Raw genomic sequence first — 25,101 nt, 5'->3', positions numbered from 1 at the left:
GGGACCTCAGTTGAGGGTGATCGGCACCTGCATGTCGGCGAAATCGGAATTGCCGTTCGCCTGCATCTGTCCGGTGACCTCGGTCAGCGGCGTGCCCGCAGGGGGGTAGTATTCGATGTATTCCAGACCGAACAGCATTCGGACTTCGCCGGTATGTTCGCGGGTCTCGCTGTTCACGATCAACTCGGTATTCAGCGAGGTGACCTGGGTGATCATCGCCTGCAGCCCGACATCGAGCATGATGGCCAGCTCGATCTGTTCCGCCAGCTGGTCCAGATCCATGGCGACCTGTTCAGGGGACGCACCGCACAGCTGACCCCGGATGGCCAGCGTGGTGACCCGCGTGAAGCCAGGCTGGTTGCGCCCTGTCGTTGTGCCCTGATCACGCGGGGCGGTGACGAGGATGGCAGGCAGTTTTGCGATCGGCAGCGGCAGGCTGCGGTTGACCAGCACATTCGCGCCGACCAGCGTCTTGGCTGCGATCAGCGCCTGCACGGCTGCATCGCGCAGCTGCACGCGGTAAAGCGTCATGTCGTATTGATGTCCACAAGGTTCAGTTCCAGACACGCACCGCCGTGACTGTCCGGCTGGACCTCGCGGATGCTGTATGTCTGGCCATTGATGACGAACTCATCGCCCTGGGCAGGTGGCATCGGGAAGTCCGACAGCCTGACACCAAGGCGGGGCAGGCTGGTGGTGATGTCCACAGGCGTCGTGCCAGGGAAATCCCCCTGTGGATCCAGTCCCCTGAAACCATCATCGAATATGCCGTTGATGATTACCGGACCGGATAGGGACTGGGATTGCCACGGGTAGGGATTGGCGAAGGCGTCCAGGCACGGACCGAGGACAAGCTGCCCGAAATCGATGCTCACGCAGCCGGGGGCGTGAAGCCCTGCTGCATGGATGCAGGCGGCGGCGTCATGACGGGCGCGGGCGGCAGCGGCGCATTCTTGACGTGGTCGGCAATGCCGGCAGACACGGTCGCGGCGTTTTCACGCGGGTCATTGGCGAAACGGGCGATGCCGCGTCCCTTCCAGAATGCGGCCGTCTCAAGGGGAACCTTGAGGCGGGTACCAATCGGATAGGGGGCCTTGCCCGGTTCAGGGTAAACCGGGATCAGGGTAAGAACCTCGATCCCATTGTTCTTCTTGTCGTCAGCCATCTGTCAGCCTCACAGGGTCGGGGAGGGAACGTCAGCGCCGGCAGCCATGACGGTGGCCGCCATGCAGGCGTTGACTCGCGACGGGATGACAAGGGGTGCCGACTGCATCAGCAGGTTGATGGTCGCCGGGTTTTCCTTGTACCAGAGCTTGGGGGCGTAGGCGAGCGGGCCATAATTGAAGGCTGGATCCATGATCAGGCCATAGGCGCGCGTGCCTTCCACACCGGGACCGCCAAGGATGACGGTGCCATCCGCGATCATCGGTTCCTCGACATCCGTCACCGGATCGACGTACCAGTCGTTGTAAAGGTAGAGGTCGAACTGACCCCAGCGGCCCATATACATGGCCCCCTTCACGACGCGGCCACCCAGATCCGCGCTGGAATCACCGGTGCGGCCGGGCCACACGATGGCATTCAGCACCTTCGGGTCGTTCTTGAACGCGTTCCAGGTGGAATTCGTGAAGATGACCTCGGTGGGTGCGGCACCGGACTTCTGCAGGACCAGCGCAGCCCAGGCGGTGATGTAGTCCGACGGGTAAACGCCGGTCTGCCCCCACTGCGCGGTGCCGGTCAGGGCCACGGTCAGGGCCGGGTCACGCTGGAAATCCACCACGATCGGGTCAGGGTAGCCTTCGCCGACGACGGTGATCTTGCCGCTGACCAGCGCATTGGCCGCCATCCATTCCTGCCGGCGCAGGATCATGTCCATCTGATCGGCCATTTCCCATGCGAGATTGGCTTCCAGCCGTTCCGCAGGCGACATGCCGCCCATCAGACGCTCGCCGATTGCGCGCCGCACGGGCTTGAGCAGGTCGGGGTTGCGCCAGTCCTTGATGTAGGCCGGCTTGAACAGGTTGGTCTGCCACTGGCGGCTTTCCACCAGCTTGCCTTCGACCAGCGGAGAGCAGAAGGGGGCCAGACGCCGCTTACCGACATCGACGTCGATCGCAACTTCCGGGGCGTCCGATTCCACCATGTTGGGGAACATGTGGTCGAGCAGGAAGCTCTGCGCCGTCTTGAGGTTACGCACGAAATAAACCAACTCGGCGATGTCGTACGCGCCGAGCATGGCGTTCAGGGACCCCTGAACGCCAGCACTACCGGTAACAGAACCTGCCACGGTGTAATCCTTGATTTCTATGGAAGAGCGAACGATCAGACGATGTCGTTCGAGAGGCCCGTCTTGATGAAGATGGCCCACTGGCGCAGCGCCTGCGTCAGGGTGTCGAGGGTCCAGCTCGCGTCATACGTCATGTAATTCGAGTTGAACTCGCCCATCTCGTAGATGGCCCCGGTCTGGGTCGCGCCAGCCGCCGTTTCCACGGCATCGACCACGATACCGCAGGGCGTCTCACTGCCATCGGTGGCCGTGGCCACGGACAGGATATACTGACCCGTCGCCGTTACGCGGCCGACGACCGCGCCGCGCGGCAGGGTCTGGCTGGCACCGAAGGTCACGGTGCGCGTGACCAGCTTCATGTTGCCCGCGACAAGCTGGTCAGGGACGAACAGGGCCGAGCGGGCCTGCGGATAGAAGCCGTAGCTGTTGAGGGAACCGGACATCAGCCGTTCTCCTTATCGATCGCCGCGCACATGGCGCAGGGACGCGCCAAGGCGTGCGCCGGGGCGGTTCTGGTTTTCCGATGCGTCCTGCGTGGCGGGTGCCACGGCATTGCCGCGCATGCGGCTGCGCAGGGACGGTTCACGCTGCACGGTTGCCTGCGGCGCAGGCGCGGGCATCGATGCGACGGTGGCGTCGAGGATGCCGATGGCCTTGCTGCGGGGCAGGTTCGTGCCGAACGCCAGTTCAGCGGCGGCGGCCGGGTTCACGGCAGCAGAGGGAGACATGAAGATCGCGGCGCAGCGGCCACGCTCACGCGCGCGGGCGGATGCCTTGGCGTCGTCCTTCTCGTCTTCCTTGTCGCTGTCGTCATCACCATCTTCGCAGCAGGGATCATCTTCCTTGTCGTCGGCCTTCTTGCCGGCTTTCTTGCCCGCCTTCTTGCCGTTGGTGCCCTCGTCCTCGGGGTCTTCGTTGGTGTCGTCACCTTCGGCCTTCTTGCCGTCGGTGGTCGTCTTGTTGTCGTCTTTGTCGTCACCCTCGGCACGGGGCTTGAGGTGTGCAAATGCGCTGGCGCCGGGTTTGCGCGGTGCGGACATGTAATGGCTCCAGAAGGGAGAAATCAGCCGATCGTGTCGAGCAGTTCGCGGAATGCCGCCTCTGCCCCCATCACGGCATCGGCCAGGCCGGCATCGACGCCGCGCTGGCCGAGGAAGGTTCCGGCCTGTGTGGCGCGCACACGGTCGGCCGGAATGTCGCGGTTGCGTGCAACCGTGGCGACGAACAGTTCACCCATCGCATCGATGTCGGCCTGAAACCGTTTGGCGGCCTCTTCCGACATGGTGGTCGTGGGATAGGAATCTGTTTTCTGGTCGCCGAACTGGAAGGTCGTGACCTTGATGCCGGCCTGTTCCAGCGCGCCGGTGATATCGACATGCATGCCGACGACACCGATCGAGCCGACCCCGCCCGTGCGCGGCACGATGATCGTGTCGGCCGAACTGGCGAGGGCATAGGCGGCGGAATAGGCGCTTTCGTTTACGATCGTGACGATGGGCTTTGCCCCGCGTCCTTCGTAAATGCGGTCGGCCAGATCGAAGCAGCCGGCGACCGTTCCGCCGGGGCTGTCGACCAGGAGGACAACGGCCTTGATGGACGGATCATTGATGGCCTGCTGGAAGGCGACATTGATGTCCTCGTAGAACGTCGCCCCGCTCCACCACCAGCCGGGGCTTTCACCGGGCAGCAGCACGCCGGAAACGGGGATGACGGCCACATCGGAAATCACTGTGCCTAGCACGGGGTCTCGGTCCGCCTTTTCCTGAACGGGGCCGAACATGGCCATATCGTCCGAACCATGCGCCAGCAGGTGCCGCACGACCTCCATGCGGTCAGGCGTGAGGGCGAGCGGGCGGCCCAGCATCCTCTGGGCAAGCGCGAGGCTCTTCATTCTGCTTCCGGTTTCCTGTCGGTTTTCGATGCAAGGTTCTGCCCGGCCCATTCCGGGGTGGGCAGGTTGCGGTCCTTGAACGCCTGCACTTCGATGGCGCGTTGATCGAGGGTTTCCTCCCAGTCCGCGCCTTCGTTCTCCGCGCATTCGGTCTCAAGGGTGGAGAGGCCGGCATCCATGCCCAACACGGCACCCTGTTTCTCCGCCACCGGATCGATCCAGCCACGGCCGGGGCCAAGCCAGATGGCACGGGCATAGGCTGCGCGCGCCTGAATGAACGGTGGCGCGCCGCGCGGCAGCGGCAGGGCATCCTCTTCCATGGACTCTTCCAGCCAGGACAGGCGGATAAGGGTCGGAAAGCCGATGCTGAAATCATCGCGCCGGCGCTTCATGGTCTTCCATGCTTCCAGCAGGGATCCACGGGCGGACGAATAGTTCACGTCCGACCAGTCATTGCTGACCTGCATGGGCGAGAGGCCCGCGCCACTGGCGACGTTGTTCAGCACCGCGCGCTCGAAGTCGCGGAAGTTGCTGGCCGGTCGGGCTGCCGAGACGGTGTTGATCTTCTCGCCCGGGAACAGGATCGGCATGCGGGATCCCGCAAGCGAGATGTTCCGATGCTGGTGGAAGGCGATGCGCTGGTCCTGATAATAGGCGAGCTGCTCGTCGCCACCTTCCAGACCCTCGGCCGTCATGGCGGGATCGAACGGGCTTTCGATGTAGGCTGCGAACGTCGCGTTGATGATCGCGGCGTCCAGTTCGGTCCCGTCGTATTTGATCAGCATTTTCAGGCGCTGCAGGACGGGCGTCAGGATGCCGGCACCGCCGCGATGCTGGGAGCCGCGATGATGCTCGAACATATGCACGACATTGGGACGGCCCCAGCCGGTCTCCCGTTCGTAACGGTCCCATGTGACCGTGTCGGCCGCGCTGTACCAGTCCGCCTGATGGGCCTTGCGGATCCAGTAGGCAATCGGCGCGCCACTGTTCGGGTCAATCTCGACCCCGTTGCGCAGGTTCTTCAGGTCGAAGGTCTGCTGCGGGTTGCTTAGGCGGTCCGGATCGATGATCTGGACGGTCGTGGCATATTGCGCGGCGCCAAGGCCGACGCGGTCCTCCATCCATGGCAGCAGCGCCAGGGCATCGCCATCCACGATCAGGTGACGGAAGGCCAGATGCATCTGCTGGCCAAAGGTCAGCATGCGCTCGGTATCATTGTAGCGCAGCGGATCGTCCGCCCATGTGCGCCAGTGGGCGTCCACGGCCTGCGCATACTCCTTCGCCCAGACCGCATCGAAAGCGGTGGTGCCGCTCAGGCGGGCAAGGGCACGGTAGTCAGGCTTCGATATGGGGCGAAGCTTGACGCCGATGGCATTGTCCAGTGTCCGTGTAACCGCCCCGGATGCCCAGCCGTCATTGCGGACCAGGTCACGCACGCGGCTGACGATCCGGTCACGATACGGGCTTAATTCCGTATCAGCGGACCCCAGGTAAGGCTGCCACCCCTGCATGCGCTGGCCGTACATGTCGGCCGCATCATACGGTGTGCCGAACGGCGAGGTCAGCGCGTTGAGGATGCGCCGCCCGGGGCCAGATTTCGGAACCAGAGGCGATGCCACCCTGCGGATGAAATCACCAACGCCCATCAGAATACAGGCCTCAGTGCCCTGCGGCGCACGCCGGGGATACCCAGCTGGCGCTGCAGTTGCTGGATCAGCATGGTCAGGTTGGAAATGGAGGCCTGATTGTAGGTAACCGACCGGCTGCCATCGCCCTGCGCATAGCTGACCGATACCACCTTTTGCCCGGATTGGAGGGCGATAAGGGTCTGCTGCGCGGTGCTCAGTGCCGCCTGCAGCTGAGCCTGCGACATACCTGCCAGAATGCTGGTTGCAGGGTTGTAGGTAGCCTGCGGCAGGAAGGGGTAGGGACTGCCCATCATAAAGGGGCATCTCCTTTTTGACCGGATCAGGGCAGGCGTTCCGCCCATGATCGTTTGCGTTTGGATCCGTCAGTTGACTGCGGATCCCGGCGCGTGACGGTGAGCGACTGTACCGCCATGCCGTCATGCAGCGGGCTGCCGTCCTCCTGCACCGGTTCGGCAGGTGGTGGCGGCGGGTGCTCGACTTTCTCGGCCGCGATGTCATCGGCCTTCTTGTTCAGCCGCAGACCGAGATACAGGAGGCCGCACAGGGCGGCGTAGCTGTAGACCGCAAGGTCGAGCGCCTCGTTCGCGCGGCCGGGTATCTTTTCCCAGACCCGGTATGTCTGGCCGCCCTTGGTCTTTCGTACGGACCGTTCTGCCACCAGCTGGGCGAAGTAGTTGATGTCGCGGTCAGCCGGGAAATGCATGTAGCCCGGCGATGGCTCATCGGGTTCCGGCTGGGGCAGGTGCAGGCGACTGCGGATCACATCCTTCGCCGCGTTGACCCCGATGATGACAGGGCGGAAAGCCGCCTTGTTGCGCGCGCTGGGGCGCTTTGTCGGCCAGACGGGGGATCTGGCCCCGCCACGCGCCGACTCACCCTTCACGGCCCAGATTTTGCGGCCCAGACGGGCACGGCAGAACTCATAGACCTTCTGCGTATGATGGCCGCCTGAATCGATACAGGCAGCTGCCAGGGTGAACGGGCGGCCATCGGCGCGATACCACTGCCGCTTGAGAACCTCGTCCACTCGTTCCCACAGTTCGGGGCCGTCCGGATCTCCCTCGATGACGATATGGGCGATGGACCAGCGTTCCTCATTCCGGCCCCAGCCCACGATCTCCAGTTCGACACGGTCGTCCTGGGTGTCGCCGCCGGCTGTCAGTATGGCTACGCCGTCCGGAACTTCCCCGGGCCAGACTTCCACGCGGGCGGCCAGGCTGATTTCATTCAGCGCACCGTCGCCGCGATCTTCGTAAGCCTCGCCCAGCGTCAGGTTGATGAAGGTCTGGCGCTTGAGCGGGTCGTTTTTGACGTCCAGCCATTCTGCTACCAGCTTGGTCCAGCTGGCATTCGGGAACAGGGAGTAACCTGCCCAGATGTGGAAAGAGGCGATGCCCTTGAACGGGGCATGCGCTACCCATTCCCCGGCATCGATCATGCCGGGCTTGTCGGCCTCCTCGATGATGCAACCATTGTGCCGGCACACGTAATGTGCGGTTTCCGGCAGATGGTTGCCGTCCTGGTCCTTGTCCCACTTGATGCCGTGGGCCGTGTCGGGGCCACCCCATTCCAGAGGCTGCTTTTCCCCGCAATGGGGGCACGGCACGTAGTAGCGCCGCTGGTCGCCCAGCTCGTACAGGCTCTCGATCCGGCTCAGGCCCGCGATGGTCGGGGTGGATCCGGCCGCGATCTTGCGGTTCCAGAATGTCTCCGACCGCTTGGCACCCAGCGCGATCTGGTCGCCTTCGCTGCCCGCGCCGTTGACCGGGTAGCCGTCCACCTCGTCGAACAGCACGATGCGGGCCGTGATACGACGGAAGCCGCCCGGGCTGTTCGCTCCCACCAGCGTCAGCGATGACCCGTTCAGCAGGGTCTTCTTGAGCAGCGTCTGGGACGACGAACGCGACTTGGGATCACCCGTCAGGGCTGCCAGGACGGGCGTGTCCCGCAGCATGGGAGCGATTTCGCTCTTGCTGTAGTCCTCGGCATCCGTTTCACGCGGCTGCACCAGAAGGATCGGGCAGGGGTCCTGCTGCAGGTAATAGCCGACAGCGTGGTCGAGGATCTTCGTGTAACCGACGCGGGCGGACTTCTTGACGTAGATCCGCTCGACAGCCGGATCCGTGAAGGCATCCATGATGCCGTTCTGGTAGGCGAATGCCTCGAAACGGCCTGTCTCCGCGCTCGATTCACGAGAGAGGACGGCATACTTTGCCGCCCACTGGCTCAGGGTCAGGCGCGGCGGCGGCTTGAGTGTCTCCCGGCGCACGCGCGCCAGTTCAGCCCGGAATAGCTTCAGCCCCCGCTCATAGAGGCTGCTGCCCGGTGATAGGATCGCCATCCGCAGTCAGTTCTTCCAGGACGCGTGTCACTAGCGTGGTCAGACGGTCCTGCACTTCGGCTACGGTCTTGCAGCGGTGCAGGGACGGGGCTTTCTCGGCGGCCATGGCGAGCAGCTTGGTGCGCACGCGGGCGTATTCCTCGCCAACGGTCTCGACCACCTTCGAACTTTCAACGACCTTTCCAGCTTTCAGGTCGTATTCCAGCTTGCGCATGAGCGCCTTGTAGTTCTTCTCAATCCGGTTGGCTTCCTGCGTCGTGTAGGGAGCCAGTCCTTTCTCGATCTGCTGACACGCTTCGTCCGGTATCAGGTCCGGACGCAGCTCATTGATGGGTGCAACCTCATCTGCAACCTGCAACCCGGGTTGCACCTCTGGTTGCAGGTCGGGTTGCAGGTCCGTGCGCTCGGCAAGCCATTCCTCGAACGACGCGACATCCACGCGCTTGCCGTCGGAAACAATCCTGCCGGAAGCTAGATGTTTTTGAATTGCCGCACGGCTTACGCCTGCGCGGCGCGCGGCCTCACTATGGCTGATCGAGGGTTTTTTCACGGAAAGTGCAACTGCAACTGCAACCTGAAAATTTTATCTCAGCTAGAGATCGTACGGGCTCGCGCAACCCCGCGATGCGAAAAGTCGCAGGAAGGACCCAAGGCATTCCCTACGCGGGGAGGGCGACCCTCCCGTGCATCTGGGCCGCCCGTGGGTCAGCGGGCCGTGCGGATGGTTTTCAGGATCGCCGCCTCGATGGCCTTCGGGCCTTCACGCTGGACCATCTCCGCCGCGCGCTGCTCGAAGTCGAGATGCTTGTCCACTGCCTTGTTGGCCCTGAACATGTAGAGCAGTTTCAGCTTCGCGGGGGCTGCGTTGCGGCGTGCGCCCCGTGCTGTCGGACGTTGCCAGATGCCACGGATGCCACGGACGGTGCCCGCGAACACGTCAGGGCGCGCCAGCAGTCGTTTGATCAGCCCACGTGGGATCTGGCCGTATGCGTCCGTCCTGCCATCCACTGGCACCAGAAGGTCACCCGTGCCATCCCTTGCGCCGACCCAGTGGTCGCCGCCGGTCTCGTATGGCGTCAGGTATTTCGCCTGCTGGTCCCGCAGCGATACCACCGCAGTCGGGTTGCTTTTCGTCGCCTTGTCCACCTGCGTGGCGCGTGTGGTGAACGGGCGCGGATGATCGAAGATTTCCGACATCGCGCTGTTCTCCAGTCGCATGGCATCGAAGGCCAGGCTGTTTACGGCGGTGGACGTCGCATACGGGATCTGCTTCTGCATGTCTGACAGATCACGCTGGATGCGTGATGTATCCAGCGTGATGCTGAAATCACCCATGGTCAGAAGTCGCAGCCACCGCTATCGAACCCGCCGCTGCTGCCGCCGCAGTCAAAGCCCCCACCGCTATCGCCGCCACCGCTGCTGTAGTCGAAACCACCGCCACTGGATCCGGCGTCGTTACCACTGCCTGCGAATGGATCAGGCGCGGGAGCTGCTGCCGGTGCGCTGACATCGCGTTCGATGACGGTGTCATGGTCGCGGCCGCCCATCATGGATCCGGCGATACCGCCCAGGAGCGCACCTTCGACAAAGTCAGACCCACCCGAACGACCGGAACCGGTATTGACTATGACGGGGGCTGCTGGGGTGCTGTCATTGCAGACCGGGGCGCGATCACGCCGCGCACGTCGTCCAAACGGGTCAGAAGGATCGCCATAAGTGCGATCCCCGAGACGACTACCATCGGACGCAATGCAGCTTGCGAAAGCAGGCTTAGGGTTTGCGTCATTCGTCTCAGCCTTTTGTCGGGTATCAGCGGCAACGGCCCGGGCAATCTGGTCATCATGTCCACGCCGGATCCGCTCCATCTGTTCTGCGTGCCGCTGATCGATCTGCATCTTGATCAGCTTGGCACGCCGATCCGACCAGGACAGCCATACGAACAGCGCAACGATGACGACAATGAACAGCAGGCACACGAACATGAAGCCCGTGCTGATATGCACATGGTGCGTGGGGTGCATTACGATTTCCTGTGATGAGAGGACGGGGGTCAAGCCCGGGCGATATCCAGCGGCACCTGGCGGAAGTCATCTTCCGGCCGCGCGCGCTCATGGAAACGGATGTAAGCCTTGGTTGCATCGATGCGGATGCTGTCGGAAATGGCCTGCATCGCGCGCAGCCATTCCTCATCATCGATATTGAGGCGGCGCAGGCTGAGGATCTTGTCCGTGCGGATCTTGCCCTCTTTGCCGACTTCGAACGCATCCGTGACGATGACGCGCAGGTTCTCGTCAGCGCCCTTGGACCAGCGCCCCAGGCAGCTGTCGATCAGCGACTTGGCAGCCTGCAGTTCTGGCCCAAACGAAATGGAATCACCCATCGCGATGGTGATCTTTTTCAGCCCGTCGTAACTGGTCAGCGTGATGTTGCCCTTCTGGCCGCCATATGTGGTGCCATACTTCTCGGCAATGAGCGCCAGGACGGTGCGGATGTCCTCGAAGGCTTTTTTGCGAAACCCACTCAGCGCCTTTCGCAGTTCCGCTGCGCCGGTGAACGTCTCGCGCACCAGCTCATCCACCATCAGGTGTTCAGGCTTGACCTTGTCACGGGGCACAAGGCGACCGCCTGAATCCTGCATGTAGCCTTCGGGCACCATCATGCGGCCTCCCGCTGCGCACGCCGCATGTTGGCCGCGCATTCCGCCGCGCGGTCGCTGGCCCAGATCTTCACGCCAGGGCGACGGTCACGGCCCGCAATACGACGATAATGCGCGGCGGCACGCTCCCAGACAGTGACATCCGTTGCGGGCTGGCGCGGCTTGCGGCTCGGCTTCATGAGGCTTCCTTGCTTCACGGGTGAGGGGACCGGCGTGCGTGACGCTACAGGTCCAGAAATTTCCCAGCGCCCGCGCCTTCGCGTGCGTGGCTGTATCGTGTCGTGGTCGCCAGCGATGTGTGGCCCAGCTGCTGCTGCACCACATGCGCCGGCGCGCCGTTGTCCTGCATGTGGCTGGCGTACGCGTGGCGCAGCCAGTGCGCGGAAACCTGCGATGGCAGGCCTGCGCGCTTCGCGGCCCGCTTAACGGAGCGGTGGACCGCATCGACGCTAAGCGGACCGCCATCGTGGCCGGGGACCATCGGCGCTTCTGGCCGACTATCAACACGCAGCGCCACGATCTCCTTCCACACCTTGGCGGGGATCTCGACGGTTCTGTTCTTGCCGCCCTTGCCGAACACATGGGCGACGCCGCCCTGCTGGCGGCGCTTGAGGTCTTTCCACCGGATGGCGCAAAGCTCGGAGATACGCAGGCCGGTGGCATACAGGACGCGCAGCATTGTCCGCCTGCGCGGGTCCGTTTCCCCATCAATGAGGTCGCGCACCTGTTCCTGCGTAAGGATCCGCTCATGAAGGCTGTCGCGCATCTTCGGCACACGGACGGCAGGCCCCACATCGCGGGGCAGCATTTCCATGGCAGCGCCATAGGACAGCAGCGACTTGACGGCCATCAGCTTCCGCCGTCGCGTGGCGTCCGCTCCCGTCAGGCTGTCGTACCAGCTTTGCAGGTCGGCCGCCGTCACCTGCGCCAGCGGTTTGCCCACATGCGCAAGGAAGGCGCGGACATCGCTTTCATACGCGCGGCGCGTGTTCGCACCACGGTTGTGAAGCCATGTCTTGATCAGCAGATTGTCGGCCGAGTTCTGAGGGGCTTTTGGGGCCTCATCAGTGGACGGCATGGCGCGGTCTCCGCTAACCATATGATTTCATTATAAAACGGGGTGGTTAAGCCCCCCTGAAATCCGCCAGATAACTGGTGTTATCTTGCGGCTATCAGGCCCCTGCATGGGGTTATCTTGCGGATGCCCGATCCGGCGCTGCCAGATAACTTTGAGTTATCCTTGCGGCTATGGGGCGCGCCAGATGGCGATGCACAGCATGGGCTGCGCCACGATCCAGCCCGCGAGAATGAGCAGATCGAAGAACCGGACGATCGGCATTGCGCTCAGTGCATGGATGAGATCGATCATTGTTTCGTCCCTAACCGGTGGGTCGCTTCGGCTGCTGCGCGGTCGAATGCGCTCCTGTTGCCGACTACACGGCCACAATCGTGATAGCCGTGGTGCATGCAATAAACGGCAGCCAGATCCGCCGCGCCTGCGCTGTCGTGTGCTTTCACCCAGAAAATGAACTCAATGCCATCCGGCCGACGTGCCAAAAAGCGGAAGCTGCGCAGAGGGCCGGCATTGATGATCCCGGCTTTCTGGTTGGCCACTGCTTCTAGATATTTCCTCGGGACCGGCGGTTTTCCGCCAATGCTATCGCTCATCGATCTACATGTCCCCGATCACTGACAGGACAGCGGCTGCCGCGCTGATCGCTAAAGCGATGCTAAGCGCCGTTCCAGCATTATGCCCCGCAATGTCATGAGCAGCATTCATGGCCAGGCCGCCGATAATGCCACCGAAACTAATTCGCGCTGCAACCTTGGCGGTGAACTTTCCCCCGCTCATCCCAGCGAAGGCGCGCCAACGCGCCGCCCGCGACTGCCCATCATGGGACCGAAGGCCAATGTCGATTTGACCAGGCCGGCGGGAAACTGCTCACTCTGACGGTCTATTTCTTCCCGGCGGATGGCGTTCACAACTGCCGTCACGACAACAGGGGACACGCGCCCAACGAAACGCTGGGCTTCCCGGCTTACCCACTGGCTATCTCCGCACCGCGCAACCGCATCATGGAACATGACCTGCGACGCCAGTGTCCCGATTCCGACATCAGCCCGATGACGGGGGAACGGTCTCCATTCCAGCGGCACGACCAACATGCGCCGGTTTGTCAGGGTCACGACAATGCCGTGCCGGTTACCGCGCAGGACAATGTCGCCGCGCGACAGGGTCGGCAGCTGTGATTTCATCTGATGGCTCTATGTTGGGAACGCCCGAGCGGGCATAAAAAAAGCGTGGCGTCCATTCTCTGGACCCACGCATAACGATAGTTTGCCACAAATGACTTAAAAGCGGTGGCACGTCAACCTTTCCATAAAGGTCCCGGCATCCCGTCATAATGTTCGGAAAGCTGTTCCAGCAGAAAACACAGCGCACCTGACGTGTTGCGTTTGTCCTGTTTCAGCCGTGCCGCCATGTCATTGAGGGACAGCCCATCGATCATCAGCAGCACCAGCAGCTGCTCGCCGCGCGCACCGATGCGCTGGCGGATGTAGTCACGGCGCGCGGCAGATCCCATACGCCCGATCATGGCGTCATGAATGTCACCGCGTTTTGCACCGTGTTCCATTTTCGGATCGGTTCCACCAAGGGCGCTGATTTCGTAATCGGTTGCCCAGAACTGGGCAGACTGGACCTGACCTTCGGTAATCGCCTTGGAACGCAACAGGCCATACAGCCCGGCGCACCGACGCCAGACCTCGACAGGGCGGGATTTCCTGGTGATCTCGACATCCACCAGCGCAAGGTCATGGTGGGCGATACGTGTCTCCGACGGACGGAAGTCGGGACGGTAGGCGGACTGATCGGGCGACTGTGCCCGACGACGGGAAAGGGCGGCGACTGACACGCGAAGCCTTTCAGTAAGCAGGACTCCCGGCGTCATCGTCTCTTTGCGGAACCTGCTGCATCTGGGCATCAGGCAGGATCGATCAGCGGCCAGGAATTGGCCACAATATATCCCCCTTTTGTACACAGGTCAGTAGCCGAGTCGCCAATTCCTGTTTTCCGCCAGTTTTAATGGGTGCGGACCGCCACAGACCGCGAAATAATCCACATGGGATCAGGCCGGTACCAGCCGGTTCATCTGCGCCAGCGTGTTTTTCCATGACCGGTAGTCCGATGGCGTGCCAGGCGCGATGACAAACTGCGCCGCACGATCATGCATCAGGCGGATATGCCCCTTGCTGGTCAGGCTGCCGCGCCAGCCTTTGGCACGAGCACGCGCGATCAGTTCGCGCACATGCTTGTGCCGCCGCATGTTCATGCCGCCACGTCCTGCGGGCGGTAGGCATCCAGATAGGCATCAAGGGTCAGTTCCGTTGGTCTGCCAAGGCTGGCGGCAGTCTGTGCCCATTCCCGCTTGGCGCGGCCGTAGTCGCCCAGTTGCTGCATCAGGTCAGACCATTTGCGCCGGTCTTCGGCCAGATCCGCGCGGGCCTGCTTTTCCCATTCCTCCATGACCGGTTCTGGCATCGGATCAGGGGCTTGCACCTGATACTGTTCCCACGCAGCCCGGATCGGACCCTGGAATGCGCCCATGTGGTTGGGTCGGGCGGTCAGAACCTGCTTATGCGCCCTGACGGCTTCGATCAGGATGTGCGGCGGACAGCCTTCGGACAGCCATTTGCGGATTGCCGGGTATTGCTGCCGCTTGCCTTCCGTGAAATCCGCTATCTCCATCACTCTTTCCACCGTGTCGGTCAGGACGGCCTGGGGGACAGGGGCTTTCGCAGCAGGTGCCGGGTTTTGGGTTTGGTCGGTTTCGTCAGGTGTAGGTGTAGAAATAGGATAATTATCTAATTCTATATCTATACCTAACGGAACCGAAGAACCGACCGGGGAAACCGAACCACCGGAAACCGAAAACCGATTTCGGTTTTGGTTTGGGTTTTCGGTTTCTGCCGATTGGGTGGAGGGAACGGAGACCATCAGCGCGAGATGCCGCTGGCGTACGGCTTCCTCGGCTGCCTGGAGACGACGGGCTTTGGCCTGTTCTATCGTTTCTCCATTGCGGCGACGGCCACCAAGCATCCCGTTTTTGCGTGCCTGTTGTGCCTTGAGCGTATCTCCGGCCGGGATTTCCCCAGCGGCCTGTGCTGCTTCAAAGCGGCGAAGGTTTTCGTCCCGCTGGGCACGCCGCCGCGCACGCTCCTGCCGGCGGATCTCGCGCTGCAGCAGATGGGGGCTGTACAGCGCGCCATCATCATCCCGCGCGGCAAAGCCCCATTGCTCGATCATGGGCAGCGTGTGGGCCAGCACATCCGGGCTTTCGCTTATGAACGTCGCAACCTCGGCATCCGTCAGCATGTGCGTGCCGCTGCGCAGCACGATCATCCGGTTGGCCTTGAGGGTATCGATCAGGGAATGTGCCACGCCACGCGCCTCGGCCGGCATGGTGCGGATCATGGACCACGGCGGCACGGCCTCGGCGTCGAAATCGGCAACTGTTGGCAGGGTTGTCATGCGTCGCCTTCCTCGTCTTGGGGCGGACATTGGTGCGGACAGTCCGCGCACCGGGCGCGCAGGCGCTCCAGTTCGTCCGTCGCCAGCCGCAATGCCTGTCGGTTTGCGATCAGGTGGGTGACGATGCCCGTCAGGCCATCAGGCAGCGCATAGATTCGGGTCAGGAACAGGCTTAGGGACGGAAAGTAGCTTCCACGGTCCAGCCGCAGCCCAAACCCGCGCCCGAAGTCAAAAGAGATGCCCCGTGGCAGTTTTATTCGTTTGGGCATTGCCTACCTTCATCCACCAGACGGAAAATTTCGTCGCGTAGCTCGTCGCACTCGATCATCAGTTTCATCAGTTCTTCGCCACGCGGGGCGGAGACACCATCCAGCCAGTTGCGCACGGTGCGCGGACTGGTATCGATCCGGCCGGCCAGAAGCTTGGCGCCGTTCCGGATCCGTCCGTACTGGCGCGTCAACACGCCCCGGACCGTGTCGCGGTAAACAGCGGCCGTCATAAAATGAATCTTCTGAGTGCAATTTGACCAATTCTTTCCCACCCGTTTCCTCCATGATCTCTCTCAGCAACAAGTGAGATCAGGACCGGGTAGGAAAGGGGTCTATATGAAGCAGCGCATGTCCCAGCCATCGCGGGTGAGGGACGGGGCATGTGCTGCGTCAGACCTGATGCCACCATCATGCTGACACCTCATTCTGTTCAGGATTGCCCAGGTCCGCAGCCCGTGCAGGGGCCGCGAACACACGCACCGCATGTTCACCACACCACACACGACGCACGCACGCAGGCCTGCCGCAGAACGCGGGCCGCACGCCATGGCGCACGGTCCCCTCGATCCACTGGCAGGTTGCGCCGCTGGTCGTGGCGGTGGGTGAACGACGGGTCATCAGGCCGCCGCGCCTACTGCCGACGACCACGACACGCACGGAAAACTACTCCGGTCATAACGGATGCTGCAGATCTGCCCATGGCCGTAAATTTCCTGCAGGCTGCGAGTAATCGCATCACAAGCAATTTCACAGGCGATTGCCTGGAACGGACTGATCTGAAAGGGGACGCTCCAGTCAGCGACCAGCCGACCGTTCTTCACATCGATACGCTTCACGTTCAGGCCACACCGGGCAGCCGTAGCCAACGCGACTTCGACATTCCGCTTTTCGCGCTCGATGTCGTAAGCTGCCTTGTCCTGGGCAGTCCCGGTCGGCTTCGCATCAGCTTCGTCAGCAGCCTTCCCCACAGGCGTGTCCAGCAACGGTTCATTATCAAGCGTGCCCAGACCGGCATTGAGACCGACAACCGGCTCAGATGCGCCATTGCCCATGTCCGTGTCGTCATCCACCGACGGCACTTCTCCAGTCATGATGTAATCACCGAACATAGCCGCATGCTCGATTACGTCCTCGGCTTCATAAGTGTAGTCGGCCGCATCGGCATGCCGGATGGCCATGGCCAGGCACGCCGCGCGCCTGTTCTGGGGATGCGTCCAGTAGTCAGTTTTTTTACCCATAGGGGCAATTTCCTATTCAGACAGTTGGAGGAAACGGGGATGGTGCCGCGTCTTCATCGCGCACCTCGGAAGGCAGCATTCCGGACAGGTACTGCTCGAAAATGCATGCTGCCTTGACGATTTCTTGCGGGTCCTGCAGCCCGACATTCTGGGCGCGCGATATGCATTCGCGCCGCAGCAGGCCGCGCCTGCGCGCGGGCCACTTCCACGGCATGAGCAATGCGCACCAGAATCCGGGGACCATCGGAACGACTGGCTCCGTGTCGCGATGGCGGGGGCGTGGCGGCATTGGCGCTTTAGCCACGGGGCTGCCCCTTCTGCCTTGCCTTGCTACCTGCAGCGCCGGTGGTCGCCCCCCGCAATGCCTTGATTTTCGCGTTGAGCCGCCGCGCATTGGCAAAAAGACGCATGACCATCGCGTGCGTGTTCTGGGCATCTGCCAAAGTGGGGGGACGAATGCCGTTCATGAAACCGGACACGCCACTCTGCCCGGTCACGATTTCCAGCCTTTCACCGTGGCGCTGGGCCAGCACCGCGTCGAAATCGGCATCGACCGTAACCGTGATGGGATCACGCGGCTTGACCGGGATTCCATCGACAAGGGGGGCACAGAAAGGCGGATGCCACGCGAAATCCCGCGTAATCACGTCACCCGGAAACAGGCGGCAATGCTCACTGCTGACAGCAACACCGTTGATACTGACCGAACCCTTTCGGATGAGGCAGCGTGCATCCTCGGCATCGGTCGCCATCCCATGGAAAACGAGAAAGTCCACAAGGTGAGACACCTGGCTTTTTTTCGTACCGGCGTGCTGCGACCGGGCGGCGGTGATCCCGTCAGGAATGGCTGTCGTGCCGGGGGATGACATGACGTCATCCCCCGTATCCTCTACCTTGTCGGCTACCACACACAACGATGGAGAGGAATCCGATGAACCTTGATCCGAATCAGATAAGGCTTGTGAAGCTGTCGATTCTCCACGACCTGAAGGAGACGAAACAGGCATTTCAGGTTGAGATGGAGTTAAGCCCCATGCAGGCGAAAACGCTGCCGCCGCTTGCAGGAGGGGCGGGAGAGAGGAAAGCGATACTCCCTGACGGTTCCGTGACAATTCGCATCCGGCTTCAAACCCTTCCAGCCACGACGACAGAGGACTGGATTGCGTCGGCCTGTTCCTATCTTCACACGCATTTTCCAGCGCCTTCAGCAGGGCAACCAGTTGCCGGGGGCTGATGGCACAGGTCTGATCCGGGTCGGCGTTGGAAATTTCCCATTCATCGACCCGGAAACCGAGCATGTCGATTTTCATGCTGCACTCCGTCGGTCAGATTTCACGCAGGAGGCGATCCTGCGTGCATTGCACTCCCACTCAAGCAGCCGCTCTTCCAGCTCATCCACGGGAAGGGACATCTGCGAAAACATGTCCTCGGGAAGCCCAAAAAATTGAGCGACATATTTTTCCCGTTTCTGGATGGACAGGGTGATGCTCATGCTCTCCCCCAGCGGCTGATTTCAGGAAAAGAACAGATTAAACAATGACTATTATCGCCATTATTCTTGTGGCCTCTCTGCCCGGCATTATTGCCGCGATGAAGGGCCGATCCTTCTTTCCATGGCTGATCTACGGCTGGGTATTGTTCCCGATAGCCATGATCCATGTCCTGTTTGCCAGAACGGGCGCGAAGAAGGCCCTCCATGACTGGAACACGGCTGAGGTCGAACCGCCCAATCCGCGACGTCGCCGCGCCAAACAGGAAATCTCCACGGTCGAGATCCAGAAGACACGAATCATCATCGACTATCAGGATGGGGCAGGGGACGCGACCCAGCGCACCATCGTGCCGCAGAAGCTCGATTTCTACGTCAACAAGGATGACGTGGTCATCATCACAGACATTCATGCCTACTGCGAATTGCGGAAGGCTCCGCGCCAGTTCAAATACAGCCGGATCAAGGGAGCTGCTGATGCCGAAACCGGAGAAGATATCCCAAACATTGGGAAATACCTGTGGCTTCGGCGAATATGGAACGATACCCAGCCGCGTAATGTGGAACCTGTTAGCCCCCAAAACACAGTAATTTCTTCTGATAAAGAGCCAGAAATACAAAAAATTCCGAGAGCCGACATCCTTTGGAATGATGATTATAAACGATGCAATACAAAAAAAGAGCGTATCACAATCATCTATAACAATGATGGCTATAGTCGAACCGAAAGAACTATTTGCATTACGTCTTATACAGTCTACGTAAATAGGAAAACCGGATGTGATCAGATCGCCAACATTAATGCGTTTTGCGAACTGAGGGATGGACGCCGTGCTTTTCTTTTCACCAATATTGAAAAAGCATGGCTGCCGGATACTGGCGAAGTACTCGACAGCGCAGGGCTGGTCGCATTCCTGCAGTCCATCACTACTTCCGTCAAAGAGATCGTGCGCGATCGACGTGAGACGCCGGAAGATGCTTATGTGAAATCGGCCCCAATAAATATTGATTATACCGAGATAAGCGGCACCAAAACCTCTCGGACTGTTGTCCCGCACCGCATCGGGTTTTTGTGCCCTGCCGAGGATACCCACCAGGTCGTCGATCTTTACGCATACTGCGAGGGGGTTAAGGACGACAGGCAGTTCAAGATCGACCGAATCACGGCCGCAGTGGACGCAGAGACACGACAGACGATTCCCGACATAGGAGAATATCTCTGGCAACGCAGAACGCAGAGTTAGGTCTTGGGCGGGGATCATATTCATGCCGCCCCCCTCTGCTCGAAGATATCGGTCAAAGACGATGGAACAGGGCTTTTCGGGACCAATTCTTCGATCGATATCCCCAATGTATCGGCGACAGTTCTGAGCTTTTCCGTCGGTACCAGAGCAGTTCCCGTGATCCAGCGAGAAACAGTGGGTTCGCTAACACCCACGATTTTTGCCAGTTGCCGTTGGGTCAGGTCGGCCTGCTTAAGGAAGACACGTAAGCTCATGCACCGAGATTTATTCAGATGAAACTTTCAGGTCAAGAAAGTTTTCATGTGGTGGCATCCACTATGTGCACGTGTAGTGGCACCGTTTCGCCATGAGCGACAAGCATCTCACACCCGAAGAAGTAGAGCTGAACTGCCACACGTTGCGGTTCGTTCGACCTTGGATGCGCTTGCGTGGCGTGACTCAGCGACACCTAGCTGAGGGACTTGGGATGTCCGAACCATCTGTCTCTAAGTGGCTGAATGGTAAGGTAAATATGACGTTGTCGCAATTCGTAAGGGTGGCGGAATTGTTAAAAGCCACCCCCGAGCAATTGTTATTTGATCCAAAAGAAAGCCTAAAAGCCGCGCGTTATAAGGAAATCGCTGAGCTGGCTAATGAATTGGATTCGGAGAAATTGGATATCTGGATCAAAACAGGAAAAGCGATGTCCACGAAATGACAGTTTCACTAAATGAAATTATTCTTGACTAGATACTTTCATTAAATGAAACTACCTCCATCGCCACCCGCGATGGAGGTTCTTTATGCAGACCCGTGAATACCACACGGTGGACAAACAACCGTTTGGCCCCGGTCCCTGGGACAATGAGCCCGACAAGACTCAATGGCAGGACAAGGCGACTGGCCTGCCGTGCCTGATCAAGCGAAATCCGGAGCTCGGGATCCTGTGCGGATATGTGGGCATTCCGCCCCAGCATCCGCTCTATGGCCTGACGTATGATGACATGCCGGACGCTGTTCATGAGGCAGCGCATGGCGGTCTGACATTTACCGGCGGCTGTTCGCATGGCGATGAAGCCACGTCGATCTGCCATATCCCTGACGACGGCGAGCCCGACACCGTATGGTGGCTTGGCTTCGATTGCGGGCATTGGGGTGATCTTAAACCGGTATTTGCTCAGATGAAGCGGCACAGCCCGCGTGGGGATTACCGGGATCGTGCCTATGTGGAGGGCGTATGCGCCCGCATGGCGCAGGTGCTCCAGCAGATGGGTGCACAGTCATGAGCGGTGACCTGTCCCGCATCGAGCCGCCGGAAAAGGTCATCGAGCTGCGCACCATGCGTCTGGATGGCTCCCGCCTCGAACCCTACGTTGCCTTTACCGCAGCGGATGAGACCCGTGCCCGCGCCTTGATCGCCGATGCCGAACGGTCCGACCTGCGCGATGAAAGGCCGTTCCGTATCCATGTGCTCCGCAGCACCCGGCGGGAAAAAACGCTCGATCTGATTATCGCCCTCAGCGGCCAGCCTTCCCATGCATCGGAAATGGAAGCCGGGGCTGTCATCGATATCCATAGGAAATGGGAGACATTGCTGGCCGCGATCCTTGCCGAGAAGGTCGCAGGCATGGGGGAGGGGAAATGACCATTCCGCTCCCCGAGATTGCCGCCAGTGAGGCGCGTGACCTGCAGACCGCGGTCCTGCGCCGGCAGGAATGCGAACGCCAGCTGCGCCTGGCGCTGTGCACCAATCCCGCTCCCGGCATTGTCCTCACCCACGCCGAACGCTGGCGCATCCGCCAGTGCATGGCGCTGCTCACCCGCGCCATGGATGCCGAGGATATCATCACCCAGCAGATCGGCTGCCACCGCGTGGCAAGCCATGTTCCGAACAAGAAGGACGCTGCAGCATGACCGACATTTTCCGCCCCATGGCGCCGCGCGATCTGGCATCGCGCTCGACCCTGACCAACCAGTCCGTCGCCATGAACCTGCTGCACCAGCACAACCGATTCATGATCGATGCCGAGCAGGCAAAGGCCGAAGGCATCGAGCAGGCCTGCCGCCACGCCACCAGTCAGGCCGATGCCCGCTGGATGGACATGGAAAGCCTGCTGCTGCGCGCAGCCCCCATCGACAACGCCAGTGGCGAGATCGAAGCAACCATTTTCGCCGCGCGCCGAAAGGCGGGGAAGGTGGCGTCATGAAGCTTCGTGGTCTGGATCGGGCACTGCAGATCCGTGAGCAGTATCGGAAGGCCGTAAAGGCGTTCAATGAAGCCGCCGAATTTCCTCAATGCCTGTTTCCGTTAGGAACCCATTTCAGTTCTGGCCCGGATATTGCGCAACTGCAGGGCGTGGAGGTGCTCCCGCTGCTGGGGAAGCAGGCGGCACGTATCGCCGTCGAACTGGTGGACATGGGCATCGATATGCAGGGCGAGATCGGTGAGCATCTGGGGCCATATATTTTGGCCGTCAGGGATGAGAACCGGGCACGCTGCAAAGAGGTGTCGGCATGATCCACCTGCCTGAACACGTCCGGCTCAACCTGCCAACAGCGCAGGAAGTCGGCGCGCATGTGCTGTTTTTCTTCGTCGTATGGGGTTGCCTGGGGCTGATCATTCTGGAGTGCCTGCCATGAAGACAGTCCACATCGGCATGCGCCAGAAGGTGCTGGACGCCCACCGCGACGCCATCCGCTACACCCATGCGCCTGCCGTCCCGGCCACCACCGTACGCCGTTTCATGCCCGGCCTGAAACGGCAGAGCCACGTCACGCGGATCCTCAACGACCTGGTGCGCAGCGGCATGCTGGCCAAGTCCGGGTACGACGACCGGGGCAGCTTCGTCACGACCTACAGCATGCCTCGGAAAGTGGGAGGCCAATCATGACCGGGACAACTACCGGAAAGGGCATGAGCCAGAAAGCAGTCATGGAGCGCCTCAAGAAGCTGCTGGCGCTGTCCAGGTCCAGCAACGCGCACGAAGCCGCCGCCGCACTGGCGCGCGCGCAGCAGCTCATGCACGAACACCAGATCACCGAGGATGATCTGGTCCTGTCGAATATAGGGGATTTTGCGTGCCGCTTCACGTGGGGCGCGAAGACCCGGCCGACCAGATACCAGACCCGTCTGTGGTCAATGATCAATGCCGTCTTCGGGGTAAGATCGGTCTTTATGGAAGGATCTGGCCAGATCCGTTTCTACGGCCTGACAGACCGTGCCGAGATCGCAGCCTATACGTGCGATGTGCTCAGCCGCCAGCTGCGCCAGGCGCGTGCTGACTTCTTGGGGGCGCAGAACAAACGCATCAAACGCACCACCAAGATCAGCCGGGCCGATAACTTTGCCGAGGGCTGGATCCTTGCCGTGCGCAGCAAGGCGCAGCGCCTTGTCATCTCGCCCGAGGAAGAGCAGCTGCTGCTGCGTTATGAGGACACGGCATTGGGCGAGATGGAGAAAATGACGGAAGGACGTGCTGCGCCGCCCTCGCGCCGGTCTGACCAGGCGTTCTGTGATGGCCACAGGGAAGGGCGCAAGGCACAACTGCATGCCCCTATGGCAGGTGAACAGCGGCTGGCTATCGCGGGGGATGTCCCATGAGCACCATTCCCAGCGAAGTCGTGGAAGCCGGAGCGCGTGCGCTGTGCGAATCCTCTAATGACCCGCGCGGTCCTGACGCCATGGTCGAGACCATCCATGGCGGCACATTGGTGCCCAACTGGCAGAACTACCGCCGGGCAGCCGCCAATGTCCTGATCGCGGCCGCGTATGCATCCAAAGGACTGAAACCGCATGCCCTGAACGATCAGGCGCATCCGTGCCTGCGTGGTCTCCAGTTTGGGCAGGAGATCTATGACGTGGAAATCTACGGCGACGGGACCGGTCAGTACCTTGGCCAGGTGGTCGAAAGCGGTAGCCCCTGCCGGATTGTATTCCGTGGGCCGCTGGTCAGGGAAGGGAATGTGAAGCTGATCCGTGCGCGCGGCGTGCAGGCATGGATGGCAAAGGAACGGAAGGACGTCACGGCATGAAGGATGCATCGCGCCTGCCGTATTGGCCGCGTGCCATGAGCGAGGAACTGGCGGCCGCGTATGCCGGTGGCATCAGTGTCACGACGCTGCGGCGAGAAGTGGCCGAAGGCAATGCGCCCAGACCCCATCATATTTCCGGCCGCCGGGTCGTCTGGTTCATTGAAGAACTCGATGCCTGGATGGACCGGATCAAGGGTCAGGCCGCCTCAGCCAGGCCCGGACAGAAACGGACAACGAATTCATGGACTGCTGCTGCAGCGGCAGCAGGGAAGACCAGTGGCCAACGTCGTTCTACCTTACGTTAATACCTATCAGGCCCGTCGCAAAAAATACGCTTATTACCGTCGGCATGGTGTTCGCCTGCGGATCGCGGGCGAGATCGGCAGCCCCGAGTTTCTGAAGTCCTACCAGGAAATCCATAACCGTTTTGAGCAAAGCGAAAGGCCTCGGCCGGGCATTATTCCCGGCAGCCTGGCCGAACTGATAGCCCGTTATCGGGGAACACCGGAATGGACGCAGCTCAAGCCCAGCACGCGGAAGGACTATGAAAAGTTTCTCCAGCCGCTGGAGGATGATTTCGGCATGGCGCTGGTGTCTGAACTGGACAGGGCAGCCGTAAGGCTGGTCCGCGATCGCTACGCTTTCCGCCCCGGCCGGAAAGAAGGGGATGACCCGATTCCAAGCCCGCGTCGTGCCAACAAGACGGTATCGATGCTCTCAATCCTGATGAGCTACGCCATCGAGATCGGCATGCGTTCCGATAACCCGGCCCTTCGTCCCAAACGGCTCAAGACCGGTCCGGGCTATCGGGCATGGACGCGTGATGAAATTCAGACCTTCCTGCGGGAAAAGCCGCAGTTTCGGCTGCCCCTTCTGCTTGCGCTGGGTACGGGGCAACGCGGGATCGACCAGATTGCCATGACCTGGAGCGCCTTTGATGGGGACGTGATCGAGGTCGTGCAGGAGAAGACGGGCGCAAAGGTATGGATACCTTGCCATCCCGAACTGAAAAGCGTCCTTGAACGGGAGTTGACGCTGCGCACTGCGGATACCATCCTGACGTACGCACCGGGCAGGCCATGGGAACTAGGGCAGTTTCAATCCGCTGTCAGTAAGGCAATCCGGTCTGCCGGGCTGAAAGGAATTGTGTGGCATGGCCTGCGGGCGACAGCGGCATCATGGTTGGCGGAAATGGGATGCACGGAACGGGAAATCATGTCGATCACGGGACACACTACGGCCGCATCCGTGAGCGTATATGTGCGTCATGCCGAGCAGAAAACCCGCGCGGTGAATGCCATCGCCAAGCTCTCCAATCGCGCCCTGGAGCAGCGGCAGGAAAAGAGGGGAGTGACTAACATTTCTAAACAGGGGAAAAAAAGTGACTAACAACGATACCGGCCAAGCCGTAGAAAAGTTGTCTAAGTCCTTGAGGATAAACCCTAACGTGATGGTAGCGGTGGACGGATTTGAACCGCCGACCAAGGGATTATGA

At 61.0% G+C, this 25,101-nt stretch carries 44 protein-coding genes; 14 read left to right on the top strand and 30 right to left on the bottom strand.

The window, feature by feature from the left end; all coding sequences use genetic code 11:
- Window positions 1-6 precede the first annotated feature (6 nt).
- The 13 genes from GEU01_RS08820 to GEU01_RS26780 form a co-directional block, all read right to left on the bottom strand.
- On the bottom strand, window positions 7-531 hold the full coding sequence (locus GEU01_RS08820) for a hypothetical protein (RefSeq protein WP_019085792.1): 525 nt from the start codon (window positions 529-531) through the stop codon (window positions 7-9).
- Complete coding sequence (locus GEU01_RS08815) at window positions 528-875, bottom strand: head-tail joining protein (protein WP_019085791.1); 348 nt, start codon at window positions 873-875, stop codon at window positions 528-530. Before GEU01_RS08815 ends, GEU01_RS08820 begins: the two co-directional genes overlap by 4 nt.
- Window positions 872-1,165, bottom strand: coding sequence for a hypothetical protein (locus GEU01_RS08810; protein WP_019085790.1), 294 nt, complete (start codon window positions 1,163-1,165; stop codon window positions 872-874). The genes GEU01_RS08815 and GEU01_RS08810 overlap by 4 nt, the downstream gene beginning before the upstream one ends.
- Window positions 1,166-1,174: 9 nt before the next feature.
- Window positions 1,175-2,287, bottom strand: coding sequence for a major capsid protein (locus GEU01_RS22530; protein ID WP_198284455.1), 1,113 nt, complete (start codon window positions 2,285-2,287; stop codon window positions 1,175-1,177).
- Between the two features lie 35 nt (window positions 2,288-2,322).
- Entirely contained in the window at window positions 2,323-2,730 is a 408-nt protein-coding gene (locus GEU01_RS08800; RefSeq protein ID WP_019085788.1) for a head decoration protein, read from the bottom strand.
- A 12-nt stretch (window positions 2,731-2,742) separates the two neighbouring features.
- Window positions 2,743-3,327: a hypothetical protein gene (locus tag GEU01_RS26225; protein WP_019085787.1), complete on the bottom strand. Its 585-nt coding sequence runs from the start codon at window positions 3,325-3,327 to the stop codon at window positions 2,743-2,745.
- 23 nt (window positions 3,328-3,350) lie between these two features.
- A complete protein-coding gene (locus GEU01_RS08790; protein WP_019085786.1) occupies window positions 3,351-4,178 on the bottom strand; it encodes a S49 family peptidase in 828 nt (275 codons plus the stop codon).
- Window positions 4,175-5,824, bottom strand: coding sequence for a phage portal protein (locus tag GEU01_RS08785; RefSeq protein ID WP_019085785.1), 1,650 nt, complete (start codon window positions 5,822-5,824; stop codon window positions 4,175-4,177). Before GEU01_RS08785 ends, GEU01_RS08790 begins: the two co-directional genes overlap by 4 nt.
- Entirely contained in the window at window positions 5,824-6,120 is a 297-nt protein-coding gene (gene gpW / locus GEU01_RS08780) for a gpW family head-tail joining protein (RefSeq protein ID WP_019085784.1), read from the bottom strand. The genes GEU01_RS08785 and gpW overlap by 1 nt, the downstream gene beginning before the upstream one ends.
- A gap of 26 nt (window positions 6,121-6,146) precedes the next feature.
- Complete coding sequence (locus GEU01_RS08775; protein ID WP_019085783.1) at window positions 6,147-8,168, bottom strand: phage terminase large subunit family protein; 2,022 nt, start codon at window positions 8,166-8,168, stop codon at window positions 6,147-6,149.
- Window positions 8,134-8,718 (bottom strand): helix-turn-helix domain-containing protein, encoded by a 585-nt coding sequence (locus tag GEU01_RS08770; protein WP_026018607.1) that lies wholly within the window; start codon window positions 8,716-8,718, stop codon window positions 8,134-8,136. Before GEU01_RS08770 ends, GEU01_RS08775 begins: the two co-directional genes overlap by 35 nt.
- 155 nt (window positions 8,719-8,873) lie before the next feature.
- Window positions 8,874-9,503: a hypothetical protein gene (locus tag GEU01_RS08765; RefSeq protein WP_019085781.1), complete on the bottom strand. Its 630-nt coding sequence runs from the start codon at window positions 9,501-9,503 to the stop codon at window positions 8,874-8,876.
- A 2-nt stretch (window positions 9,504-9,505) separates the two neighbouring features.
- Window positions 9,506-9,718 (bottom strand): hypothetical protein, encoded by a 213-nt coding sequence (locus GEU01_RS26780; protein ID WP_232272467.1) that lies wholly within the window; start codon window positions 9,716-9,718, stop codon window positions 9,506-9,508.
- Between GEU01_RS26780 and GEU01_RS26775 the strand changes: the two genes are divergently transcribed.
- Window positions 9,698-10,204, top strand: coding sequence for a hypothetical protein (locus GEU01_RS26775; protein ID WP_232272466.1), 507 nt, complete (start codon window positions 9,698-9,700; stop codon window positions 10,202-10,204). The genes GEU01_RS26780 and GEU01_RS26775 overlap by 21 nt on opposite strands.
- Before the next feature lie 14 nt (window positions 10,205-10,218).
- Here GEU01_RS26775 and GEU01_RS08755 read toward each other — a convergent pair whose 3' ends face one another.
- The 15 genes from GEU01_RS08755 to GEU01_RS26770 all read right to left on the bottom strand — a co-directional run bounded on the left by GEU01_RS08755 (window position 10,219) and on the right by GEU01_RS26770 (window position 17,731).
- On the bottom strand, window positions 10,219-10,827 hold the full coding sequence (locus GEU01_RS08755) for a DUF3164 family protein (protein WP_019085779.1): 609 nt from the start codon (window positions 10,825-10,827) through the stop codon (window positions 10,219-10,221).
- A complete protein-coding gene (locus GEU01_RS08750) occupies window positions 10,824-11,003 on the bottom strand; it encodes a hypothetical protein (RefSeq protein ID WP_019085778.1) in 180 nt (59 codons plus the stop codon). Before GEU01_RS08750 ends, GEU01_RS08755 begins: the two co-directional genes overlap by 4 nt.
- 44 nt (window positions 11,004-11,047) lie before the next feature.
- Window positions 11,048-11,923, bottom strand: coding sequence for a tyrosine-type recombinase/integrase (locus tag GEU01_RS08745; protein WP_026018606.1), 876 nt, complete (start codon window positions 11,921-11,923; stop codon window positions 11,048-11,050).
- Between the two features lie 147 nt (window positions 11,924-12,070).
- A complete protein-coding gene (locus GEU01_RS27305) occupies window positions 12,071-12,193 on the bottom strand; it encodes a hypothetical protein (RefSeq protein WP_019085776.1) in 123 nt (40 codons plus the stop codon).
- A complete protein-coding gene (locus tag GEU01_RS08735; protein ID WP_019085775.1) occupies window positions 12,190-12,492 on the bottom strand; it encodes a hypothetical protein in 303 nt (100 codons plus the stop codon). Before GEU01_RS08735 ends, GEU01_RS27305 begins: the two co-directional genes overlap by 4 nt.
- Window positions 12,493-12,672: 180 nt before the next feature.
- A complete protein-coding gene (locus tag GEU01_RS08725; protein WP_019085773.1) occupies window positions 12,673-13,080 on the bottom strand; it encodes a hypothetical protein in 408 nt (135 codons plus the stop codon).
- A 113-nt stretch (window positions 13,081-13,193) separates the two neighbouring features.
- Complete coding sequence (locus tag GEU01_RS08720; RefSeq protein ID WP_232272465.1) at window positions 13,194-13,739, bottom strand: hypothetical protein; 546 nt, start codon at window positions 13,737-13,739, stop codon at window positions 13,194-13,196.
- A gap of 213 nt (window positions 13,740-13,952) precedes the next feature.
- Entirely contained in the window at window positions 13,953-14,156 is a 204-nt protein-coding gene (locus GEU01_RS08715) for a hypothetical protein (protein WP_019085771.1), read from the bottom strand.
- Window positions 14,153-15,355, bottom strand: a complete 1,203-nt coding sequence (locus GEU01_RS08710) for a hypothetical protein (protein ID WP_019085770.1) — start codon at window positions 15,353-15,355, stop codon at window positions 14,153-14,155. The genes GEU01_RS08715 and GEU01_RS08710 overlap by 4 nt, the downstream gene beginning before the upstream one ends.
- Window positions 15,352-15,624 (bottom strand): hypothetical protein, encoded by a 273-nt coding sequence (locus tag GEU01_RS08705; protein WP_019085769.1) that lies wholly within the window; start codon window positions 15,622-15,624, stop codon window positions 15,352-15,354. Before GEU01_RS08705 ends, GEU01_RS08710 begins: the two co-directional genes overlap by 4 nt.
- Window positions 15,609-15,854, bottom strand: a complete 246-nt coding sequence (locus GEU01_RS08700) for a hypothetical protein (RefSeq protein WP_019085768.1) — start codon at window positions 15,852-15,854, stop codon at window positions 15,609-15,611. Before GEU01_RS08700 ends, GEU01_RS08705 begins: the two co-directional genes overlap by 16 nt.
- A 178-nt stretch (window positions 15,855-16,032) precedes the next feature.
- Window positions 16,033-16,242 (bottom strand): hypothetical protein, encoded by a 210-nt coding sequence (locus GEU01_RS08695; protein ID WP_019085767.1) that lies wholly within the window; start codon window positions 16,240-16,242, stop codon window positions 16,033-16,035.
- Window positions 16,242-16,862, bottom strand: coding sequence for a hypothetical protein (locus GEU01_RS08690; protein WP_019085766.1), 621 nt, complete (start codon window positions 16,860-16,862; stop codon window positions 16,242-16,244). Before GEU01_RS08690 ends, GEU01_RS08695 begins: the two co-directional genes overlap by 1 nt.
- A gap of 16 nt (window positions 16,863-16,878) precedes the next feature.
- Entirely contained in the window at window positions 16,879-17,106 is a 228-nt protein-coding gene (locus GEU01_RS08685) for a hypothetical protein (RefSeq protein WP_157212830.1), read from the bottom strand.
- 52 nt (window positions 17,107-17,158) lie between these two features.
- The gene (locus GEU01_RS26770; protein WP_019085764.1) at window positions 17,159-17,731 is read right to left on the bottom strand and encodes an RNA-binding S4 domain-containing protein; all 573 of its coding nucleotides are present in this window, start codon (window positions 17,729-17,731) and stop codon (window positions 17,159-17,161) included.
- Window positions 17,732-17,793: 62 nt separating this feature from the next.
- On the opposite strand from GEU01_RS26770, the gene GEU01_RS26765 reads away from it, so the two are divergent.
- Window positions 17,794-18,096 (top strand): hypothetical protein, encoded by a 303-nt coding sequence (locus GEU01_RS26765; RefSeq protein WP_019085763.1) that lies wholly within the window; start codon window positions 17,794-17,796, stop codon window positions 18,094-18,096.
- A 72-nt stretch (window positions 18,097-18,168) separates the two neighbouring features.
- Here GEU01_RS26765 and GEU01_RS08670 read toward each other — a convergent pair whose 3' ends face one another.
- The gene (locus GEU01_RS08670) at window positions 18,169-18,354 is read right to left on the bottom strand and encodes a hypothetical protein (RefSeq protein ID WP_019085762.1); all 186 of its coding nucleotides are present in this window, start codon (window positions 18,352-18,354) and stop codon (window positions 18,169-18,171) included.
- 44 nt (window positions 18,355-18,398) lie between these two features.
- Here GEU01_RS08670 and GEU01_RS08665 point away from each other — a divergent pair, with 44 nt between their 5' ends.
- Complete coding sequence (locus GEU01_RS08665; RefSeq protein WP_019085761.1) at window positions 18,399-19,595, top strand: WYL domain-containing protein; 1,197 nt, start codon at window positions 18,399-18,401, stop codon at window positions 19,593-19,595.
- A gap of 20 nt (window positions 19,596-19,615) precedes the next feature.
- Here the strand turns inward: GEU01_RS08665 and GEU01_RS22525 are convergent, their stop codons facing one another.
- On the bottom strand, window positions 19,616-19,849 hold the full coding sequence (locus GEU01_RS22525) for a helix-turn-helix domain-containing protein (RefSeq protein WP_019085760.1): 234 nt from the start codon (window positions 19,847-19,849) through the stop codon (window positions 19,616-19,618).
- A gap of 92 nt (window positions 19,850-19,941) precedes the next feature.
- Between GEU01_RS22525 and GEU01_RS24245 the strand changes: the two genes are divergently transcribed.
- The 11 genes from GEU01_RS24245 (at window position 19,942) to GEU01_RS08600 (ending at window position 24,995) form a co-directional block, all read left to right on the top strand.
- Window positions 19,942-20,292, top strand: coding sequence for a helix-turn-helix domain-containing protein (locus GEU01_RS24245; RefSeq protein WP_081499946.1), 351 nt, complete (start codon window positions 19,942-19,944; stop codon window positions 20,290-20,292).
- A gap of 85 nt (window positions 20,293-20,377) precedes the next feature.
- Window positions 20,378-20,860, top strand: coding sequence for a hypothetical protein (locus GEU01_RS08650; RefSeq protein ID WP_019085758.1), 483 nt, complete (start codon window positions 20,378-20,380; stop codon window positions 20,858-20,860).
- Entirely contained in the window at window positions 20,857-21,219 is a 363-nt protein-coding gene (locus GEU01_RS08645; RefSeq protein ID WP_019085757.1) for a hypothetical protein, read from the top strand. Before GEU01_RS08650 ends, GEU01_RS08645 begins: the two co-directional genes overlap by 4 nt.
- The gene (locus GEU01_RS08640) at window positions 21,216-21,488 is read left to right on the top strand and encodes a hypothetical protein (protein WP_019085756.1); all 273 of its coding nucleotides are present in this window, start codon (window positions 21,216-21,218) and stop codon (window positions 21,486-21,488) included. Before GEU01_RS08645 ends, GEU01_RS08640 begins: the two co-directional genes overlap by 4 nt.
- Complete coding sequence (locus tag GEU01_RS08635) at window positions 21,485-21,781, top strand: hypothetical protein (protein ID WP_019085755.1); 297 nt, start codon at window positions 21,485-21,487, stop codon at window positions 21,779-21,781. Before GEU01_RS08640 ends, GEU01_RS08635 begins: the two co-directional genes overlap by 4 nt.
- Entirely contained in the window at window positions 21,778-22,092 is a 315-nt protein-coding gene (locus tag GEU01_RS08630) for a hypothetical protein (RefSeq protein WP_019085754.1), read from the top strand. The genes GEU01_RS08635 and GEU01_RS08630 overlap by 4 nt, the downstream gene beginning before the upstream one ends.
- Window positions 22,089-22,214, top strand: coding sequence for a hypothetical protein (locus tag GEU01_RS27300; RefSeq protein ID WP_019085753.1), 126 nt, complete (start codon window positions 22,089-22,091; stop codon window positions 22,212-22,214). The genes GEU01_RS08630 and GEU01_RS27300 overlap by 4 nt, the downstream gene beginning before the upstream one ends.
- Window positions 22,211-22,465 carry a hypothetical protein gene (locus GEU01_RS08620; RefSeq protein ID WP_019085752.1) on the top strand — a complete coding sequence of 85 codons (255 nt, stop codon included), beginning with the start codon at window positions 22,211-22,213 and terminating at the stop codon, window positions 22,463-22,465. Before GEU01_RS27300 ends, GEU01_RS08620 begins: the two co-directional genes overlap by 4 nt.
- Window positions 22,462-23,175 carry a DUF7168 domain-containing protein gene (locus tag GEU01_RS08615; protein WP_232272464.1) on the top strand — a complete coding sequence of 238 codons (714 nt, stop codon included), beginning with the start codon at window positions 22,462-22,464 and terminating at the stop codon, window positions 23,173-23,175. Before GEU01_RS08620 ends, GEU01_RS08615 begins: the two co-directional genes overlap by 4 nt.
- Window positions 23,172-23,606: a hypothetical protein gene (locus tag GEU01_RS08610; protein WP_019085750.1), complete on the top strand. Its 435-nt coding sequence runs from the start codon at window positions 23,172-23,174 to the stop codon at window positions 23,604-23,606. Before GEU01_RS08615 ends, GEU01_RS08610 begins: the two co-directional genes overlap by 4 nt.
- Before the next feature lie 159 nt (window positions 23,607-23,765).
- Complete coding sequence (locus GEU01_RS08600; RefSeq protein ID WP_232272463.1) at window positions 23,766-24,995, top strand: tyrosine-type recombinase/integrase; 1,230 nt, start codon at window positions 23,766-23,768, stop codon at window positions 24,993-24,995.
- The last annotated feature ends 106 nt before the right edge of the window (window positions 24,996-25,101 follow it).

Source organism: Komagataeibacter europaeus LMG 18890 (genome assembly GCF_000285295.1).
Classification (GTDB): Bacteria; Pseudomonadota; Alphaproteobacteria; order Acetobacterales; family Acetobacteraceae; genus Komagataeibacter; species Komagataeibacter europaeus.
The sequence above is the reverse complement of the archived record's forward strand: the minus strand, read 5'-3'. Positions and strand labels throughout refer to the sequence as shown.